This is a genomic window from Pseudomonas sp. NPDC086581 (assembly GCF_044746165.1).
Classification (GTDB): Bacteria; Pseudomonadota; Gammaproteobacteria; order Pseudomonadales; family Pseudomonadaceae; genus Pseudomonas.
This window is the reverse complement of the sequence record NZ_JBIVBR010000019.1, coordinates 65,548-81,939: the sequence shown is the minus strand read 5'-3', so window position 1 is coordinate 81,939 and position 16,392 is coordinate 65,548. Positions and strand designations below refer to the sequence as shown.

General features: G+C 65.8%; 18 protein-coding genes. 6 read left to right on the top strand and 12 right to left on the bottom strand.

The window, feature by feature from the left end; all coding sequences use genetic code 11:
- The 5 genes from ACIPK7_RS27960 to ACIPK7_RS27940 all read right to left on the bottom strand — a co-directional run.
- Positions 1-152, bottom strand: a 152-nt coding sequence (locus ACIPK7_RS27960) for a hypothetical protein (RefSeq protein ID WP_401091528.1), incomplete at its 3' end; no start/stop codon positions are given.
- 385 nt (positions 153-537) lie between these two features.
- A complete protein-coding gene (gene hutC, locus ACIPK7_RS27955) occupies positions 538-1,281 on the bottom strand; it encodes a histidine utilization repressor (protein ID WP_401091521.1) in 744 nt (247 codons plus the stop codon).
- 183 nt (positions 1,282-1,464) lie between these two features.
- Positions 1,465-3,180, bottom strand: a complete 1,716-nt coding sequence (gene recJ / locus ACIPK7_RS27950) for a single-stranded-DNA-specific exonuclease RecJ (protein WP_401091519.1) — start codon at positions 3,178-3,180, stop codon at positions 1,465-1,467.
- A gap of 67 nt (positions 3,181-3,247) precedes the next feature.
- The gene (locus ACIPK7_RS27945; protein WP_192210080.1) at positions 3,248-3,787 is read right to left on the bottom strand and encodes a YaeQ family protein; all 540 of its coding nucleotides are present in this window, start codon (positions 3,785-3,787) and stop codon (positions 3,248-3,250) included.
- 61 nt (positions 3,788-3,848) lie between these two features.
- Complete coding sequence (locus ACIPK7_RS27940) at positions 3,849-5,027, bottom strand: diguanylate cyclase (protein WP_401091517.1); 1,179 nt, start codon at positions 5,025-5,027, stop codon at positions 3,849-3,851.
- A gap of 260 nt (positions 5,028-5,287) precedes the next feature.
- Here ACIPK7_RS27940 and ACIPK7_RS27935 point away from each other — a divergent pair, with 260 nt between their 5' ends.
- Complete coding sequence (locus tag ACIPK7_RS27935) at positions 5,288-6,487, top strand: CaiB/BaiF CoA transferase family protein (RefSeq protein ID WP_401091515.1); 1,200 nt, start codon at positions 5,288-5,290, stop codon at positions 6,485-6,487.
- A 111-nt stretch (positions 6,488-6,598) separates the two neighbouring features.
- On the opposite strand, the gene ACIPK7_RS27930 is transcribed toward ACIPK7_RS27935, so the two are convergent.
- Both ACIPK7_RS27930 and ACIPK7_RS27925 read right to left on the bottom strand, forming a co-directional pair.
- Positions 6,599-7,285, bottom strand: coding sequence for a GntR family transcriptional regulator (locus tag ACIPK7_RS27930; RefSeq protein ID WP_401091513.1), 687 nt, complete (start codon positions 7,283-7,285; stop codon positions 6,599-6,601).
- Positions 7,286-7,357: 72 nt separating this feature from the next.
- Positions 7,358-8,092, bottom strand: coding sequence for an SDR family NAD(P)-dependent oxidoreductase (locus ACIPK7_RS27925; RefSeq protein ID WP_024765199.1), 735 nt, complete (start codon positions 8,090-8,092; stop codon positions 7,358-7,360).
- Between the two features lie 333 nt (positions 8,093-8,425).
- Between ACIPK7_RS27925 and ACIPK7_RS27920 the strand changes: the two genes are divergently transcribed.
- From ACIPK7_RS27920 to ACIPK7_RS27910, 3 genes are all read left to right on the top strand, one after another.
- Positions 8,426-9,454 (top strand): ABC transporter substrate-binding protein, encoded by a 1,029-nt coding sequence (locus tag ACIPK7_RS27920; protein ID WP_192436059.1) that lies wholly within the window; start codon positions 8,426-8,428, stop codon positions 9,452-9,454.
- Positions 9,455-9,564: 110 nt separating this feature from the next.
- The gene (locus ACIPK7_RS27915; RefSeq protein ID WP_401091511.1) at positions 9,565-10,653 is read left to right on the top strand and encodes a phosphotransferase; all 1,089 of its coding nucleotides are present in this window, start codon (positions 9,565-9,567) and stop codon (positions 10,651-10,653) included.
- Positions 10,650-11,972, top strand: a complete 1,323-nt coding sequence (locus ACIPK7_RS27910) for an aspartate aminotransferase family protein (RefSeq protein WP_192436061.1) — start codon at positions 10,650-10,652, stop codon at positions 11,970-11,972. Before ACIPK7_RS27915 ends, ACIPK7_RS27910 begins: the two co-directional genes overlap by 4 nt.
- Before the next feature lie 77 nt (positions 11,973-12,049).
- On the opposite strand, the gene ACIPK7_RS27905 is transcribed toward ACIPK7_RS27910, so the two are convergent.
- The 3 genes from ACIPK7_RS27905 to ACIPK7_RS27895 form a co-directional block, all read right to left on the bottom strand.
- Positions 12,050-12,508, bottom strand: coding sequence for a sn-glycerol-3-phosphate transporter (locus ACIPK7_RS27905; protein WP_192436062.1), 459 nt, complete (start codon positions 12,506-12,508; stop codon positions 12,050-12,052).
- Between the two features lie 14 nt (positions 12,509-12,522).
- Complete coding sequence (locus ACIPK7_RS27900; protein WP_081517759.1) at positions 12,523-12,987, bottom strand: glycine zipper 2TM domain-containing protein; 465 nt, start codon at positions 12,985-12,987, stop codon at positions 12,523-12,525.
- Positions 12,988-13,116: 129 nt separating this feature from the next.
- On the bottom strand, positions 13,117-14,046 hold the full coding sequence (locus ACIPK7_RS27895) for a LysR family transcriptional regulator (RefSeq protein WP_401091508.1): 930 nt from the start codon (positions 14,044-14,046) through the stop codon (positions 13,117-13,119).
- Between the two features lie 96 nt (positions 14,047-14,142).
- Here ACIPK7_RS27895 and ACIPK7_RS27890 point away from each other — a divergent pair, with 96 nt between their 5' ends.
- On the top strand, positions 14,143-14,742 hold the full coding sequence (locus tag ACIPK7_RS27890; protein ID WP_192436064.1) for a short chain dehydrogenase: 600 nt from the start codon (positions 14,143-14,145) through the stop codon (positions 14,740-14,742).
- A gap of 134 nt (positions 14,743-14,876) precedes the next feature.
- Here ACIPK7_RS27890 and ACIPK7_RS27885 read toward each other — a convergent pair whose 3' ends face one another.
- The gene (locus ACIPK7_RS27885; RefSeq protein ID WP_192436065.1) at positions 14,877-15,275 is read right to left on the bottom strand and encodes a DUF488 domain-containing protein; all 399 of its coding nucleotides are present in this window, start codon (positions 15,273-15,275) and stop codon (positions 14,877-14,879) included.
- A gap of 76 nt (positions 15,276-15,351) precedes the next feature.
- On the opposite strand from ACIPK7_RS27885, the gene ACIPK7_RS27880 reads away from it, so the two are divergent.
- A complete protein-coding gene (locus tag ACIPK7_RS27880) occupies positions 15,352-16,020 on the top strand; it encodes a COG3650 family protein (protein WP_192436066.1) in 669 nt (222 codons plus the stop codon).
- Positions 16,021-16,127: 107 nt separating this feature from the next.
- On the opposite strand, the gene ACIPK7_RS27875 is transcribed toward ACIPK7_RS27880, so the two are convergent.
- Positions 16,128-16,379 (bottom strand): hypothetical protein, encoded by a 252-nt coding sequence (locus tag ACIPK7_RS27875; RefSeq protein WP_081517755.1) that lies wholly within the window; start codon positions 16,377-16,379, stop codon positions 16,128-16,130.
- Positions 16,380-16,392 lie beyond the last annotated feature (13 nt).

Sequence of the window (16,392 nt, the reverse complement as noted above, 5' to 3'; positions counted from 1 at the left end):
ACCACCAGCTCCTTGGGGTTCTCGGCAACTTCCGGGTCGAGGTTGTTCATCAGCATGCGCAGCGGCGCTTCGGTCAGCCAGCTCTTGGCGTTCAGGTTGGTGCCGCGTGGGGCACGGATTTCGGTATCGCGGTAACGGCCGGTGGAGCTCATCGGGTCTTCCTCGTTGCGGGTGGTGGCGCCAGGCAATTGCCGGGGAGCATCCCGGCGTGGCGGAAACGGGTGGCAGAAGACGCCTTGGTCATCTGCTGTCACCTAATATGTATATGGCCTTATATCAACCTGTATATACAAGCTAATGCAAAGTGAGGGCCAGAAGCAGCCACTGCGCCACCTGGGCTGCCAGAGAAATGGAATAAGATCTTTTATTTCAAATAGATAAGAGAACCTCGAATTTTCCGAACGGACGATTCAAGGCCTGCCGTTTGCGAGCGAAGCGGCGGAAGGGAAAGGCAAAAAAGTAACAGCGTGGTGCGCGAAGGTAACAACGCGGTGCATCCGGAGCGAAAATTCCACTCCGGAGAAGAGGCGAAAAAGGCTACTGCCCGAAGCGACCTTCGAGGCGATAGCGCGCCCCCGGATAGACCAGTCGAGCCGCCCCCACCTGCCCTTTCGCCGACCAGGTACGCCGGCGAATCAGCAGGCAAGCATCGCCACGCTTGATGCGCAGCAGCTTGCAGTCCGCGGCCTCGGCATTGATCGCCTCGACCACATGCTCGCCTTCGGTCAGCGGCGCCAGTTGGATCAGGTAGGCATAGGGCGTGATGCGAGTGAAATCCTGCTGCAGGTACTCCGGCGCCACCTCGGCATTGACGAAGCGCTCCTCCAACTGCACCGGGACCTCGTTCTCGTAGTGCACCACCACCGAGTGGAAGATGCGGCTGACGTTCTCCAGCTCGAAGGGCATCGCCAACTTGGCACCGTCGGCCAGCGGTTCGAGCAGCACTACTTCACAGCGATGCTCATGGCCACGGGCGGCGATCTCTTCGGCGATGTTGTGGATCTCGAAGAGCGCTGCATGGCCCTTCTGCTCCGCCACAAAAGTCCCGACGCCTTGCAGGCGAACCAGCACCCCCTCGATGGTCAACTCACGCAAGGCCCGATTGATGGTCATGCGGCTCACCCCCAGCAGGGCGAACAGCTCGCTCTCCGAAGGTAGCTTGGAGTTGGGCTTCCACACGCCGTTGCGAATCTGCTGCAGGATGATGTCCTTGACCCGCGCATACAGGGGCGCCGGTGTTTCCAGCGCGAAGGCGGCCAGGGAGGAATGATCTTGTGACACGGCAGCTCCTGATTCGGCGGGTAGCGGGCTAGGCGCCAGTTTACTCGCCACCGTGCCTGCCGCCTACGCAACAAACGCCGGGGAAAGTCTGCAGAAATGAGACGCCTGGTTCTGGCTCGCGAACGAGCCGCAGCGGAGCCGGGTGCGCGAGCAAGCTCGCTCCTACGAAAAGCCGCCCTGAACTCAGCGCGGCTCGATATGCGCGACCATCAGTTGCACGGTCTCGTTACCGCGGAACTCGTTGACGTCCAGCTTGTAGGCGACTTCCGCCCAGCGCACGGTGGGGTTCGGCCAGATTTCGCGATCGATGTTGAAGGCGATGGCGTCCAGTTGCAGCGAGCCGCATTCGGTCTTGAGCACCAGCTTCAGGTGGCGCTCGCCGACCACGCGCTGCTGGACGATCTGGAAGATGCCGTGGAACAGCGGCTCGGGGAAATGCTGGCCCCAAGGGCCGGCTTGGCGCAGGGCGCGGGCCAGTTCCAGGTGGAACTCCTCGGCGCCCAGCTGGCCGTCGGAGAGCAGGCGGCCGGTGAGGTCTTCTTCATCCAGCTGGCGGCGCACCTCGGCGTCGAAGGCGGCGGCGAAGGCACCGAAGTTTTCCTGCGGCAACGACAGGCCGGCGGCCATGGCGTGGCCACCGAACTTGCTGATCAACCCCGAATGACGAGCAGCCACGGCGTCCAGCGCGTCGCGGATATGGAAGCCCGGCACCGATCGCGCCGAGCCCTTGAGCGTGCCGTCGCCGGCATCGGCAAAGGCGATGGTCGGACGGTGGTAACGCTCCTTCAGGCGCGAAGCGAGAATGCCAATCACGCCCTGGTGCCACTCCGGGTCGAACAGGCAGAGGCCAAAGGGCATCTCCTCCACCGGCAGCTCCTTGAGCTGCGCCAGCGCCTCGCGCTGCATGCCCTGCTCGATGGCCTTGCGGTCCTGGTTGAGCTGGTCGAGCTGCACCGCCATGTCGCGGGCGACGCTTTCGTCTTCGCAGAGCAGCAGCTCGATCCCCAGGGACATGTCGTCCAGGCGGCCGGCGGCGTTCAGGCGCGGGCCGAGGATGAAGCCCAGGTCGGTGGAGGTGATTCGCCGGCAATCGCGCCCGGCCACTTCCAGCAATGCACGCAAGCCCGGACGGGCGCGGCCGGCGCGGATGCGCGCGAGGCCCTGGTGCACCAGGATGCGGTTGTTGGCGTCCAGCGGCACCACGTCGGCGACGCTGCCCAGGGACACCAGGTCGAGCAGCTCGGCGAGGTTTGGCTCGGCGATGCCGCGCGCGGCGAACCAGCCGCGCTCACGCAGGCGCGCGCGCAGGGCGAGCATCACGTAAAAGATGACGCCGACACCGGCCATGGCCTTGCTGGGGAAGTCGCAGCCGGGCTGGTTCGGGTTGACGATGGCGTCGGCGGCGGGCAGTTCCGCCCCCGGCAGGTGGTGGTCGGTGACCAGTACGCGCAGGCCGGCGGCCTTGGCAGCGGCGACGCCGTCGATGCTGGAGATGCCGTTGTCCACGGTGACCAGCAATTCCGGGCGTTTTTCCAGTGCCACCGCGACGATTTCCGGGGTCAGGCCGTAGCCGTACTCGAAGCGGTTGGGCACCAGGTAATCGACCCAGGCCGCGCCGAGCATGCGCAGCGCCAGCACGCCGACGCTGCTGGCGGTGGCGCCGTCGGCGTCGAAGTCGCCGACATAGAGAATCCGCTGGCCCTTTTCCAGCGCATCGACCAGCAGTTCCACCGCCGCGTCCACACCCTTGAGCTGCTGGTACGGGATCAGCCGCGCCAGCCCCTTGTCCAGCTCGGCGGCGCTCTGCACGCCACGGGCGGCGTAGAGACGGGTCAGCAGCGGCGGCAGGTCGCCCAGGTTGGGCAGGGTTGGCGGGAGGGGGCGGGATTCGATGCGCATGGGTGTTCCAGTCGATTCATTCAGGCGCCGATCCCGGCGCCCTGGTTACAGCAGGTACAACGAGCGATCAGCGCTCGCCCATCAGCCACTCCACCTGGAGCTCGTGCTGGCCGCGTTCGTCGGTCACGAAGAGGGTTCCTTCGCTGATCATCACGGTCCAGTTGATCGAGCGCGGCAGGTCGCGGGAGATTTCCTCCAGCGCCTCCTGGGGCATGGCGACGACGTTGAGGTTCTTCAGGTGGCGCACCGTGTCGAGCACCTTGGTGGTCCATACGCGCAGGTTGCCGTAGGCGACCAGGGTCAGCTTCTCGCAGCGGCGCGAGCACCAGGTCAGGCGCTCGGCGTCGGGCTGGCCGACTTCGATCCAGTGCAGCACACGGTCGTCCAGGCTCTTTTCCCAGAGCGAGGGCTCTTCCACGTCCGACAGGCCGCGCCCGAAAGCCAGCTGCTCGTTGTACCAGATGACGTAGGCGAGCAGGCGCACCGCCAGGCGCTCCTCGGTTTCCGAGGGATGGCGGGCGACGGTGAAGCGCAGGGTCTCGTAGACCCCACGGTCGAGGTCGGTCAGGCTGATATCGGCTTTGTAGGGCGTGGCGGACAGGGCCATGGGGGTTCCCGGCGAATTTTCGAAGGCGGCAAGTCTACCGCGAAAGCACAGGCGCCGTGGCTTATGTCCGTGGACGCCGGTCGGCTCCCGGCTCCGGCGCGGCCAGTTCGATGCGGTTGCGACCCTTGGCCTTGGCGGCGTAGAGCGCCTGGTCGGCCAGCGACAGCAGGCGCAGCAGGTCATGCCCGGCCTCGCGCGTGGTAGCAATGCCGATGCTGACGCTGAGCTGGCCCTCGGCCATGAACGGCAGCTCGGCGAACTCGCGGCGCACCCGCTCGGCGACCTGGCAGGCGCCTTCGGTATCGGCGGCCACCAGCAGGCAGGCAAACTCTTCCCCGCCGATGCGGGCGAACTGGTCGTGCTTGCGCATCCGCGAGGCAGTGATGCGACTGAATTCCACCAGCACGCGGTCGCCGGCCGGATGGCCGAAGGAGTCGTTGAGGCGCTTGAAGTTGTCCAGGTCGCAGAGCAGCAGCGAGGCCTGTTCACCGCGCTCCACGCACAGGCGCAGCAGGCGCTCGCCGGTCTCCATGAAGGCTCGGCGGTTGCCCACGCCGGTCAGCGGGTCGCTCAGGGCGGCGCTGCGGAACTGCAGCTCGGCGCGTTCCTTGACCATCGCCAGGGTGGCGAAGGCAATACCGATAGCGAACAACATGGTCTCGAAGACCAGGAAGGTGAAGAAGGTCGAGCCCTGGCCATTGTCCGCCACGCTCTGGAACGGCATGCCGCGGTCCACCACCAGACGCACGCCGTAGACCAGCGTGTGGAAGATCAGCAGCGCCAGGGTCGGGCGCAGCTCCACTTCCAGCTTGAGGCGGCTGCGCCAGAGTTCGGCGAGCGCCACCAGGCAGTAGGCGATGGTGATCGACGTGCTGACCAGCACCCGCGCGGCAAGCGACTCGTAGAATGCCGGCACCAGGCAGAGCACCGCCCAGAACGCAGCACCCGCGCCGATCAGCGGCCAGTTCGGCCTGCGCCCGGCGAACACCCGCATGGCGGTCCAGGTCATCGCCGAAGACAGGTGCAGCACGACGTTACCCAGCAGGATCGCCACCCAGTCGACGCCCATGCCGCGCAGGGTAGCCAGGAAGGTACCGATGGCGCCCAGCAGCAACGCGGCGCTCATGTAGCCCAGGGTGGGGTCGCGGCGGCCGCTATGCCAGGCGAAAGCCATCAGCACACCGACCAGGGTCAGTACATAGAGGTCGACGACTACCAGCGTCGGCAGGTTCAACGTCATGCAGCCCCCTTTCCACCGGCCTGCGCGCATTCGACGGGGAAAGTCTGCAGTCCAACGGGCTGTGTGGAAACGGGCGAACGCATCACGGTGTACCTGTCCGAAAACCGGCGAGCTGGAGTAAGAAACGTCCTTGGATGTCGCTACTCTACGCGTGCCAAAGGTCGGCGCAAAGCGCCGTGGCCGGGCGCCTGCCCGGCGGCCTGTTCGAAGTGGCGCACAAGCGTTAGAGTCCGGCGATTCCTTTCTGATCGGACAGACCGATGAACAGCACCGCCAAACCCCTCGCCGGCCTCAAGGTCATCGAACTCGGCACTCTGATCGCCGGCCCCTTCGCCTCGAGACTGTGCGCGGAATTCGGCGCCGAGGTGATCAAGGTCGAGTCGCCCGACGGCGGTGATCCGCTGCGCAAGTGGCGCAAGCTCTACGAAGGCACATCGCTGTGGTGGTTCGTGCAGGCGCGCAACAAGCGCTCGCTGACCCTGAACCTCAAGCACGAGTCCGGCCGCGAGGTGCTGAAGAAGCTGCTGGCGGAAGCCGACATCCTGATCGAGAACTTCCGCCCCGGCGTGCTGGAGAAGCTCGGCCTGGGCTGGGACGTGATCCACGCGCTGAACCCGCAGCTCGTGATGGTGCGCCTGTCCGGCTTCGGCCAGAGCGGCCCCTACAAGGACCAGCCGGGCTTCGGCGCGGTGGGCGAGTCGATGGGCGGGCTGCGCTACATCACCGGCTTCGAGGATCGGCCGCCGGTGCGCACCGGTATATCCATCGGCGACTCCATCGCCGCGCTGTGGGGCGTGATCGGCGCGCTGATGGCGCTGCGTCACCGCGAGGTGAACGGCGGCGCCGGGCAGGTGGTGGACGTGGCGCTCTACGAGGCGGTGTTTGCCATGATGGAATCCATGGTCCCGGAGTTCGACGTGTTCGGCTTCATCCGCGAACGCACCGGCAATATCATGCCCGGCATCACCCCCTCCTCCGTGCACACCACCGCCGACGGCAAACACGTGCAGATCGCCGCCAACGGTGACGCCATCTTCCGCCGTTTCATGACCGCCATCGGCCGCCTCGACCTCGCCGAGGACCCGACCCTCGCCAGCAACGACGGCCGCGATGCGCGCCGCGACGAGTTGTACGGCGTCATCGACCGCTGGGCGCGCTCCGAATCGCTGGATACCGTGCTCAAGGTGCTCTCCGAAGCCGAGGTGCCGGCCAGCCGCATCTTCTCCGCCGAGGACATGTTCAGCGACCCGCAATTCCTCGCCCGGGAGATGTTCCTTTCGGCCAAGCTGCCGGACGGCAAGCCCTTCCGCATGCCTGGGATAGTTCCCAAGCTCTCCGACACCCCAGGCAGCGCCGAGTGGATCGGACCGAAGCTGGGCGAGCATACGGATGAGGTGCTGAGCGGACTGGGTTACGACGCGGCGGCCATCGCGGCGCTGCGCAAGGATGGCGCGGTCTGATCGGTTGCTCTTCTCCTTTGCAGGAGCGAGTTTGCTCGCGAACAATCCAACCGGCGAGCTCCGTGCAATGCGGTTCGCGAGCAAGCTCGCTCCTACAGAAAACTCGGCGGCTCAGCCCGCTTCCTGCTCCGGCTCTTCGGTCTGGGCGATGAACTCCAGCATCTTCTCGCTGCCGTCCAGCAGGTCGGCGTGGATCGCTTCGCGGGCGGCGGCGCCGTTGCGTTCGCGCAGAGCACGTAGGACGTCCCAATGGTGCTCGATGGCCATGCGCTCGTTGAAGTCGGCGTAGGCCTGGGCAATCAGCGGCCCGGTGCGCATCCACAGGCTGTCGAGAAAAGCACGCAGCAGCGGCATGCCGGCTATGTCGGCCAGGGCGAAGTGGAACGCCTGGTTGAGCTTGAGCGCCAATACCAGATCCTCGGCGTGGATCGCGTCGAGGTTCTCACGAATGTTCGCTTCCAGCTCGTCCAACTGCGCATCGCTGGCCCGCGCGGCAGCGGTCTCGGCGGCCAGGCCTTCGAGCGCCACGCGGATGCTGCGGATTTCCAGGTACTGCTCGCGGGTGAGCAGCGGCACGCGGATGTCGCGCGGGGTCTTCAGTACCAGCGCCTGCTCCTTGGCCAGCTGCAGGATGGCGTCGCGCACCGGGGTGACGCTGGTGCCCAGTTGCTGGGCCAGGTCACGGATGCGCAGGCGGTCATCCGGCTTGAAGCGACCGGTGATCAAAGCCTCGCGCAGCAGCGCGTAGACGCCGCTGCCGAGATAGGAGTGATTCAGGCCTTCGATCGGGTAGTTCATCGCTTTCTCATCGAGTGCGGCGGCATTTGCGGCGCGCATGATGCGGATTGAGCGCGCCGGATGCCAGCAGGATCACACATGCTGGCCGCCGTTGACGTGGATTTCCGCGCCATTCACGTAGGACGCGCCGCTGGTGCAGAGGAAGTGGATCAGCGAGGCGACCTCCTCCGGCTTGCCCAGCCGGTGCATGGGAATGTCGCGCTCGACGATCAGTTCGGTGCCTGACGACAGGATGGCTGTGTCGATCTCCCCCGGCGCGATGGCGTTGACGCGCACGCCGTGCGGGCCGAAGTCGTGAGCCATCTCGCGGGTCAGCGCCGCCAGCGCTGCCTTCGAGCAGGCGTAGGCGGCACCGGCGAACGGATGCACGCGGGAACCGGCGATGGAGGTGACGTTGATCACCGAGCCCTTGGCCGCCTTCAGCTCGTCGAACAGCCCGCGCGCCAGCAGCGCCGTGGAGAACAGGTTGACGTTGAACACCTTGAGCCAGGTGGCGTAGTCGCTGCCCAGCACGCCCAGGCGCTCGCCTTCCGGGCCCTTGGGCGAGATGCCGGCGTTGTTCACCAGCGCATGCAGGCTGCCACCCAGTTTCTCGCGGATCATCGGAAGGCTGGCCTGGACGCTGTCGATGTCCTCCAGGTCCAGGTGGATATGGTTGATCAGCCCTTCGGCCCAGGGGCATTCGGCGCTCCAGTCCTGGCGCGAGGCGGTGAACACACGCCAGCCGGCGGCGTTGAAATGCTTCACCGTGGCATGGCCGATGCCGCGACTGGCGCCGGTGAGCAGCAGGGTGCGGGTCTGGTTCATGGTGCTTCCCTCTCAAGTCTGAGCCGCTGTCTGCGCCACCCATCGGGGCGCGCGATCTGTGAACATCCGTGAAGCGATGTCGCCAATAAAAACATGATGCATCATGTTTTGGAAGGTGTTTTAATCGGCTCAGCTTGGTCCTACAACGAGCTATCCGAACAACAACAAGAAACGGAGCACATTCCCATGATCGACCTCACCCGTTCCGCCCGTTCTTCTCCCTGATGTCCGAGGGCGTATCAGCCGGCCTTTCAGCTCGGCCTGGCGCAGCGCCCCACTCTTGAAGCTGCCCTCTTATTCATGGGCCGAATTGGCCCGCTCAGGAGTCATCGCATGTTCAAGAAAGCCATAGCACTGATGATGCTGGCCGGCGGCGCCGCCCAGCTGCATGCCGAAACACTCACCGTGGTGTCCTTCGGTGGAGACAACAAGGTGGCCCAGGAAAAGGCCTTCTACAAACCCTTCGAGCAGCAGGCCAAGGTCACCGTCCAGGGCGCCGAGTACAACGGCGAGATGGCCAAGATCAAGGTCATGGCCGACACCGGCAAGACCAGCTGGGACGTGGTCGAGGTGGAATCCCCGGAACTGATGCGCGGTTGCAGCGAAGGCCTGTTCGAGCAGCTCGACTGGTCGAAGCTGGGCAAGCGCGAGGACTTCCTCGACGCCGCCGTGAGCGACTGCGGCGTGGGCATCTTCATCTGGTCCACGGTGCTCACCTACGACGCCAAGAAACTCGCCAGCGCGCCCACCGGCTGGGCCGATTTCTGGGACGTGAAGAAGTATCCGGGCAAGCGCGGCCTGCGTCGCGGCGCCAAGTTCACCCTGGAGTTCGCCCTGGAAGCCGACGGCGTCAAGCAGGCCGACCTGTACAAGGTGCTGGGCACCAAGGAAGGCGTGGATCGCGCCTTCAAGAAGCTCGACGAGATCAAGCCGTACATCCAGTGGTGGGAGGCCGGTGCGCAACCGCTGCAGTGGCTGGCCGCCGGTGACGTCGTGATGACCAGCGCCTACAACGGCCGCGTTGCCACCGCGCAGAAGGAAGGCCGCGACTTCGCCATCCAGTGGAACGGCAGCATCTACGACCTGGACCACTGGGCCATCGTCAAGGGCAGCCCGAAGAAGGAGCTCTCCGAGCAGTTCATCGCGCTGGCCAACAAGCCCGAGCACCAGAAGGTCTTCGCCGAGAACATTCCCTACGGCCCGACCAACAAGAACACCATTCCGCTGATCGATGCGGCCATTGCGCCGAAGCTGCCGACCGCGCCGCAGAACCTGGAGAACGCGCGCGCCATGGACACCGAGTTCTGGATCGACCACGGCGAGGAGCTGGAGACACGCTTCAACGCCTGGGCGAGCAAGTAAGCCCCACGCGCCTGCTCGGCCCAGCGCCGGGCGGGCGCCACCGCTCCATGGCATGACCGTTGTCCCGCTGAACCTTGTTACACCCGCTGAACCCTGCTGGAGATGTACCTGTGCCCCTCAATACCGCTCCCGTCCACGACCACCTGCTGGAAGCGGCCCCCGCCCAGGTGAGCGACGCCCAGGCCGCAGCCATCGCCGAGGAATACTTCGGCCAGCACGGCACGCTGCACCGCCTCGCCGGCGAGCGCGACCTGAACTTCCACATCGCCCACGGCCATGGCGACGACCGCCTGCTGAAGCTCTCCCACCCGCTGGAAGACCCGCAGGTCGTGGACTTCCAGACCCGCGCCCTGCTCCGCGTCGAGGCGCAGGACCCTACCCTGGCGGTACAACGCGTCTACCCCTCGCTCAACGGCGAGCACCAGATTCCCCTGGTCGTCGACGGCCAGCCGATGATTGCCCGGCTGTTCTCCTTCGTCGACGGCGTCCCGCTGCACCGCGTCGCGCAACGCAGCCGTGCCCTGCGCGAAAACCTGGGCGACGACCTGGCCCGCCTGGGCCTGGCGCTCAAGGGTTTCGAGCACCCGGCCACCGCCGGCCATGAATTGCTCTGGGACCTCAAGCATGCCTCGCGCCTGCGCAACCTGCTGATCTACATCCAGGATCAGGAGCAACGCACGCTGGTCGAACGCTTCCTCGACAACTTCGAGCGCCATGCCCTGCCGCGCCAGGCCACGCTACGCGCCCAGGTCATCCACAACGACCTGAACCCGCACAACGTCATCGTCGATGCGCAGCACCCGGACCAGGTGCGCAACATCCTCGACTTCGGCGACATGGTCCATGCGCCGCTGATCAACGACCTCGGTGTCGCCGCCGCCTACCAGGTGGGCGAGCCGGACGCGCCGCTGGCCACCGCCTGCGAGATGATCGCCGCCTACCACCGGCGCTGCCCGCTGCTGGCCGAGGAACAGGAAATCCTCCCCGACCTGATCGCCACGCGGCTGATCATGACCCTGAGCATCACCGCCTGGCGCGCCAGCCTGCACCCCGAGAACCGCGACTACATCCTTCGCAACACCCGCCACGCCTGGCAGAGCCTGCAGGGCCTGGCCGGCCTCAGCCGGGAGCAGGCGCAGGAACAGATCTTCGCCGCCTGCGCCCACGCCAGCGCGAACCAACAGGAGCCCCGTCCATGACCATGCCCAACGGATTCAGCGCCGCCGACGCCGAGCGCCTGAGCGAACAGGAACGCCGCCTGATCGAGCGCCGCGCGCGCCTGCTCGGCCCGGCCTACCGGCTGTTCTACGAGCGCCCGCTGCACACCGTGCGCGGCGAAGGCGTGTGGCTCTACGACAATCAGGGCAACCGCTACCTCGACGCCTACAACAACGTTGCCTCCATCGGTCACTGCCATCCGCGCGTGGTGCAAGCCATCGCCAGCCAGGCGGCAGTGCTGAACACCCACACGCGCTACCTGCAGGAAGGCATCCTCGACTACGCCGAAGACCTGCTCGCCACCTTCCCCGATGGCCTGGACCAGGTGATGTTCACCTGCACCGGCAGCGAGGCGAACGACCTCGCCCTGCGCATCGCCCGCCAGTACACCGGCGGCACCGGAGTGATCATCACCCGCTTCGCCTACCACGGCGTCACCGGCAGCATTTCCGAGCTGTCGCCGTCCCTCGGCGCCGGCATCACCCTCCCCGCCCACGCGCGCACCGTGATTGCGCCAGACGCCTACCGGCTGGGTGCGGAGAACGTCCGCAAGCTATTCGCCGCCGACGTGCGCGCCGCCATCGCCGACATGCGCGCCCACGGCATCAAACCCGCTGCGCTGCTGCTCGATGGCATCTTCGCCAGCGACGGCGTCCTGGCCGGCCCGGCCGGCTTCCTCGCCGAAGCCGTGAAAGTCGCCCAGGACGAGGGCCTGCTGTACATCGCCGACGAAGTGCAGAGCGGCTTCGCCCGCACCGGCGACGCCATGTGGGGCTTCCAGCGCCACGGCGTTAAGCCGGACCTGGTCACCCTCGGCAAACCCATGGGCAACGGCCAGCCCATAGCCGGTGTGGTGGTGCGCCCGGAAATCCTCGAAAGCTTCGGTCGCGAGGTGCGCTACTTCAATACCTTCGGCGGCAACCCGGTGTCCTGCGCGGCGGCCCAGGCAGTGCTCGACGTGATCCGCGACGAAAAACTGCAGGAGCGCTCCCAGCGCATCGGCGCCTTCCTCGTCGACGGCATCCGCCAGTTGGCCGAGCGCCATGAACTGATCGGCGACGTGCGCGGCGCGGGCCTGTTCCTCGGCGTCGAACTCGTCACCGACCGCGCGTCAAAGTCTCCCGCCGCCAACCAGACCCGCCAGGTGGTCAACGGCATGCGCGAGCGCGGCGTGCTGATCAGCGCCGCCGGGCCCCTGGAGAACATCCTGAAGATCCGTCCGCTGCTGGCCTTCGAGCAGGAACATGCCGAGTTGTTCATCGATTGCCTGGACAAGTCGCTGAAGGACGTTACTACCTGACGCTTTCATCCTTCAGGAACGACGCGGGCCGCGATGAACACTCATCGCGGCCCGTTGCATTTCGGCTGGCAGAAGGGTCAGAAGCGTACGCCGACATTCACCATCGCGGCAGCATTACCCAGCACCACAAACTCGGCGCCGACCGGCCCGTAGTGCGCGCCGACCGAGGGAATGATCGCCGGCGCCACGCCCAGGTGATTGAGCGGGATCTTGTCGCGGTACTCGCCGCGATAGCCCTGCAGCGCACCGCCGGTAACCTTGGCGTAGAAAGGCGTGCCTTCCCAGTCGAAACGCTTCCCGGCGTAGACATAGTTGGAACGCTGGCTGAAGGAGTTCTTGAAGGTCGCACCGCCCCAGACCAGACCATCGGCGCGGTTGCGCTCCAGGCCTATCAGCTCCTGGTGATTGTTGTGGTCCGGGTCGTGGTTCCAGTGGGTGGTGTAGACGCTGGTCTGCAGGTACCAAAAGCCCCCATCGTCGGCCATGGCGATGCCACAGCCGAGCAGGGCCAGCGCGGCGATCAACAGGCGGCGCATGGGGCGTCCTCCGCTCAGAGAGTGACGCGACTGGCGCCGTTGACGGTCATGATGCGCACGCGATCACCGATGCGGAACTGCTGGTTCGCGTCCACCGCCTGGACGTAGGCGCGGGTGCCGCCGTCATCCTCGCGGACCACGATTTCCACGCCCTGGGTGCGGGTGATGCCCTCCTCCACCGCCGAGCCCGCCGCGCCGCCCGCAACGCCGCCGAGGATGGTGGTGATGGCCTTGCCGCGACCGCCGCCGATGGAGTTGCCGGCAATGCCGCCGACTGCTGCGCCGGCCAGGGTGCCGATGGGCGTCTTGGTACCTTCGATCTGTACCGGGCGCAGCGATTCGATGGTGCCCATGCGCACGTTCTGCACGGCGCGGGCGTCAGCACGGGAATAGGAAGAACCCGACAGGTTGGAAGCGCAGCCGCTCAGCAGAGCGGCGCTGGCAAACAGGGCAGTCAGAAGCAGAGTGGGACGGTTCATGATGTTGACCTCGGAAGGCTCTCAAAAGTGATGGTGAAAGCCTAACGATCGGTCCCTGAACTCCTCCTGAACCCTCTCTGAACCAATGCTGAACGAAGCTGAACGACTGAATGATTTTACTGACAGCTGTCAGCCTTCCAGCGCGACCAGTTGCATCCGGCTGCGCTCGAACCAGCGCAGCAGGTAGTCCGCCAGCAGCTGCGTGCGGCGCGGCAGGCGGCTCTGGTAGGCGTGGATGAGGAACACCGGCTGGGTCCGAGTCTGGTAGTCGCGCAGCAGCCAGACGAGACTGCCTTCAGCCAATTCCTGCTGAATCATGTAGGAGGGCAGCCGGCTGATCCCCGCGCCCGCCAGCGCCGCCTTCTTCAGCAGGGTGTAGTGGTTGCTCGCCAGCAGGCCGCTCACCGTCACCCGAAACAGTTCGTGGTGGCGCTGGTAGAGCCAGACGTCGCTGTCCTGATAATGGGTGTTCTGCAGGCAGGAATGCCCGGCCAGCTCCGCCGGCGCTTCCGGCACGCCGTGCTCGACCAGGTAGTCCGGCGTGGCACAGGTCAGCTCCTGCAGGGCGAACAGCGGCCGCGCCACCAGGCGCTCGTCCACCGCCAGGCTGCCGGAACGGATCGCCAGGTCGAAGCCGTCGGCCACAAGGTCGCGGCGTTCGTTGGACAGGTCCAGCTCCAGGCGGATGTCCGGGTACTGGCGGGAAAACTCCATCAGCCAGGCATCGAAGAAGGTCTCGCCCAAGGACACCGGCACGCTCAGCCGCACCTTACCCTGCGCCTCCTCCTGCAACGCCAGCACCGCCTGCCGTGCCCGCGCAGCCTGGGCATTGAGCGCCTGGGCCTCGGGCAACAGCGCGGCGCCTGCGGCAGTCAGGGACAGGCGCCGCGTCGTGCGGTGCACCAGGGTCGCACCCAACGCCTGCTCCAGCGCGGAAATCCGCTTGGACAGCTGGCCCTTGCTGCAGCCGAGCCTCTCCGCCGCGCGGGTGAAGCTGCCGCATTCGAGCAGCACGGCGAAGGCGGAAAGGTCTTCCAGGTCGCTGGCGATTGTTTCCATATGAAAACCAAAGGTTATCGATTGGCTGGATTATAAAAACAGAAGACCACTCTAGACTGAATTCACTTTCAGCCAAACCTCACACTGGAGTGCCTCATGAAAATCATCCTGATCGGTGCCAGCGGCACCCTCGGCCAGGCCGTCGCCAACGAACTGGGCCCGCGCCACGAGATCATCCGCGTCGGCCGCAACAGCGGCGACTATCGCGTGGACATCACCGAAAGCGCCTCGATTCGCACACTGTTCGAACAGGTCGGCGGCTTCGATGCGCTGATCAGCGCCGCCGGCAAGGTGCACTTCGGCGCACTGTCTGAAATGGGCGAGGCGGAAATGGCGGTCGGCCTGAAGGACAAGCTGATGGGCCAGGTGAACCTGGTACTGATCGGCAGCCAGTACGCCAACGACGGCGCCTCCTTCACCCTCACCACCGGCATCCTCAGCGAACAGCCCATCGTGCTGGGCAGCTCGGCCAGTCTGGTCAACGGCGCGGTGGAAGGCTTCGTGCGCAGCGCCGCCCTGGAACTGCCGCGCGGCCAGCGGATCAACGCGGTGAGCCCGAACGTGCTGGTGGAATCGATGGAGGGCTACGCGCCATTCTTCCGCGGCTTCAAGCCGGTGCCGGCCGCCGACGCCGCGCTGGGCTTTGCCCGTAGCGTAGAGGGCAAGCAGAGCGGGCAGGTGTACAAGATCTGGTAACAGAACGTCCTCGTAGGGCGCATAACCTGGAACAGGTGATCCGCTAACCCCATCGCGGCGGATAACGCTGGCGCGTTATTCGCCCTACGATGCTGGTGACGTTTCGGCCCCCTTCCTTGCTCGCGAACAGTCCCCTACTCGGTCTTGCCGGCATAACACACCGGCGAACTCCCCTCGCCCTGCTTCTCCAGCTCATCCTCGAGAAACTCAGCCAGCACGCGGGCGTTGTTGTGCTTCTCGTCCTTAGCCGCATAGAGCAGCGTCAGCGGGCCCTTGCGTGCCAGGTCCAGCAGGCCCATCCAGTGTTCCGGATGGGCATTCAGCTCGCGGTGGTAAGCCTTGCGGAAATCCTCGAACAAGCTCGGATCGTGGTGGAAGCGCTGGCGCAGTTCGTTGGACGGCGACGCCTCCTTGGCCCACTGCTCCATGTGCAGGTCTTCCTTGCGAATGCCCCGTGGCCACAGGCGGTCCACCAGCACCCTCGGGCCGTCTTCCTGCGCCGCCGGCTCGTAGGCGCGCTTGCAACGAATCATCCGAAATCCTCCGTGTCAGCTTGAGGTGGCCGGCTTCGCTGGGTAACGTGGGCGCACTTTCGAGGGAGCCCGTTCCATGCGATCCAGCCGTTTCATTCTGTTCAGCCTGCTGCCCCTGTTCGCCGCCTGCCAGGTGTGGACGCCGAACAAGACCGATATTAACGCCTCCACCCGACTGCAGGGCGAGCTGACCCGCCAGGACGGCAAGCTGGTGTTCCGCAGTTGCACCGAGCAACGCCTATTCAGCATCGAGGACACCGGCAACACCGGCCTGCCTCGCGACGCGCTGGAGATGTTCAATGACGGCGCCAGCTCGCTGTACGCCGACCTGCGCGGCAGCTTCAGCGGCAGCAGCGCCCAGGGCACCGACGGCAAGCTGGAAGTGGCCAAGGTCTATCGCCTGCAGAACGAGGGTTCCGGCTGCGACGACCCGAACTTCAAGCGCGCAGTCGTCCGCGCCCACGGCAACGAGCCGGGCTGGAGCGTGCTGGTGAACAGCCAGGGCATGCTGATCGAGCAGCCGGGCAAGGAATCGCTGGCGCTGCCGTACATCGCCGAAGGCGTGCCCGACGGCAGCACCAGTTATTCCAGCGAGGCCAACGGCGAGAAGGTCGAGTTATGGGTCGCTCCGGCACGCTGCCAGGACAGCATGAGCGGCGCGCTGAGCAACCTGTCCGCCGAGCTGCGCCTGGACAACAAGGTGATGCGCGGCTGCGCCTATCCGGGCGGCTCCAGCGGCGACTGATCACCGCCGGTGAAGCTCAGGCCGTAGGTCGCATAACCTGGAACAGGTTATCCGCCGGTTTCCCGCGGCGGATAACGCTGACGCGTTATTCGCCCTACGGGCCCGCTTTAAACCAACAACCCCGCCGCCACCAGCCGCGCCTTCAGCACGGCGAATTCCCCGTCGTATTCCCAGTACGCCAGCCGGCCATCGCTGGCGGTCACCAGCACGTACTTCTCGCTGATCGACTGGATGCGCTCGATGCGCACCAGCTTCTCGACGAAGTCCGGGTCCGCGACCTGCTCGATCACTTCGCGGTTCTGCTCGTCGTAGCCGTGCATGATGAATGCTGCGCGTACCCTCAGGCTGATGAAGCTCATGCGGTGAGTCCTT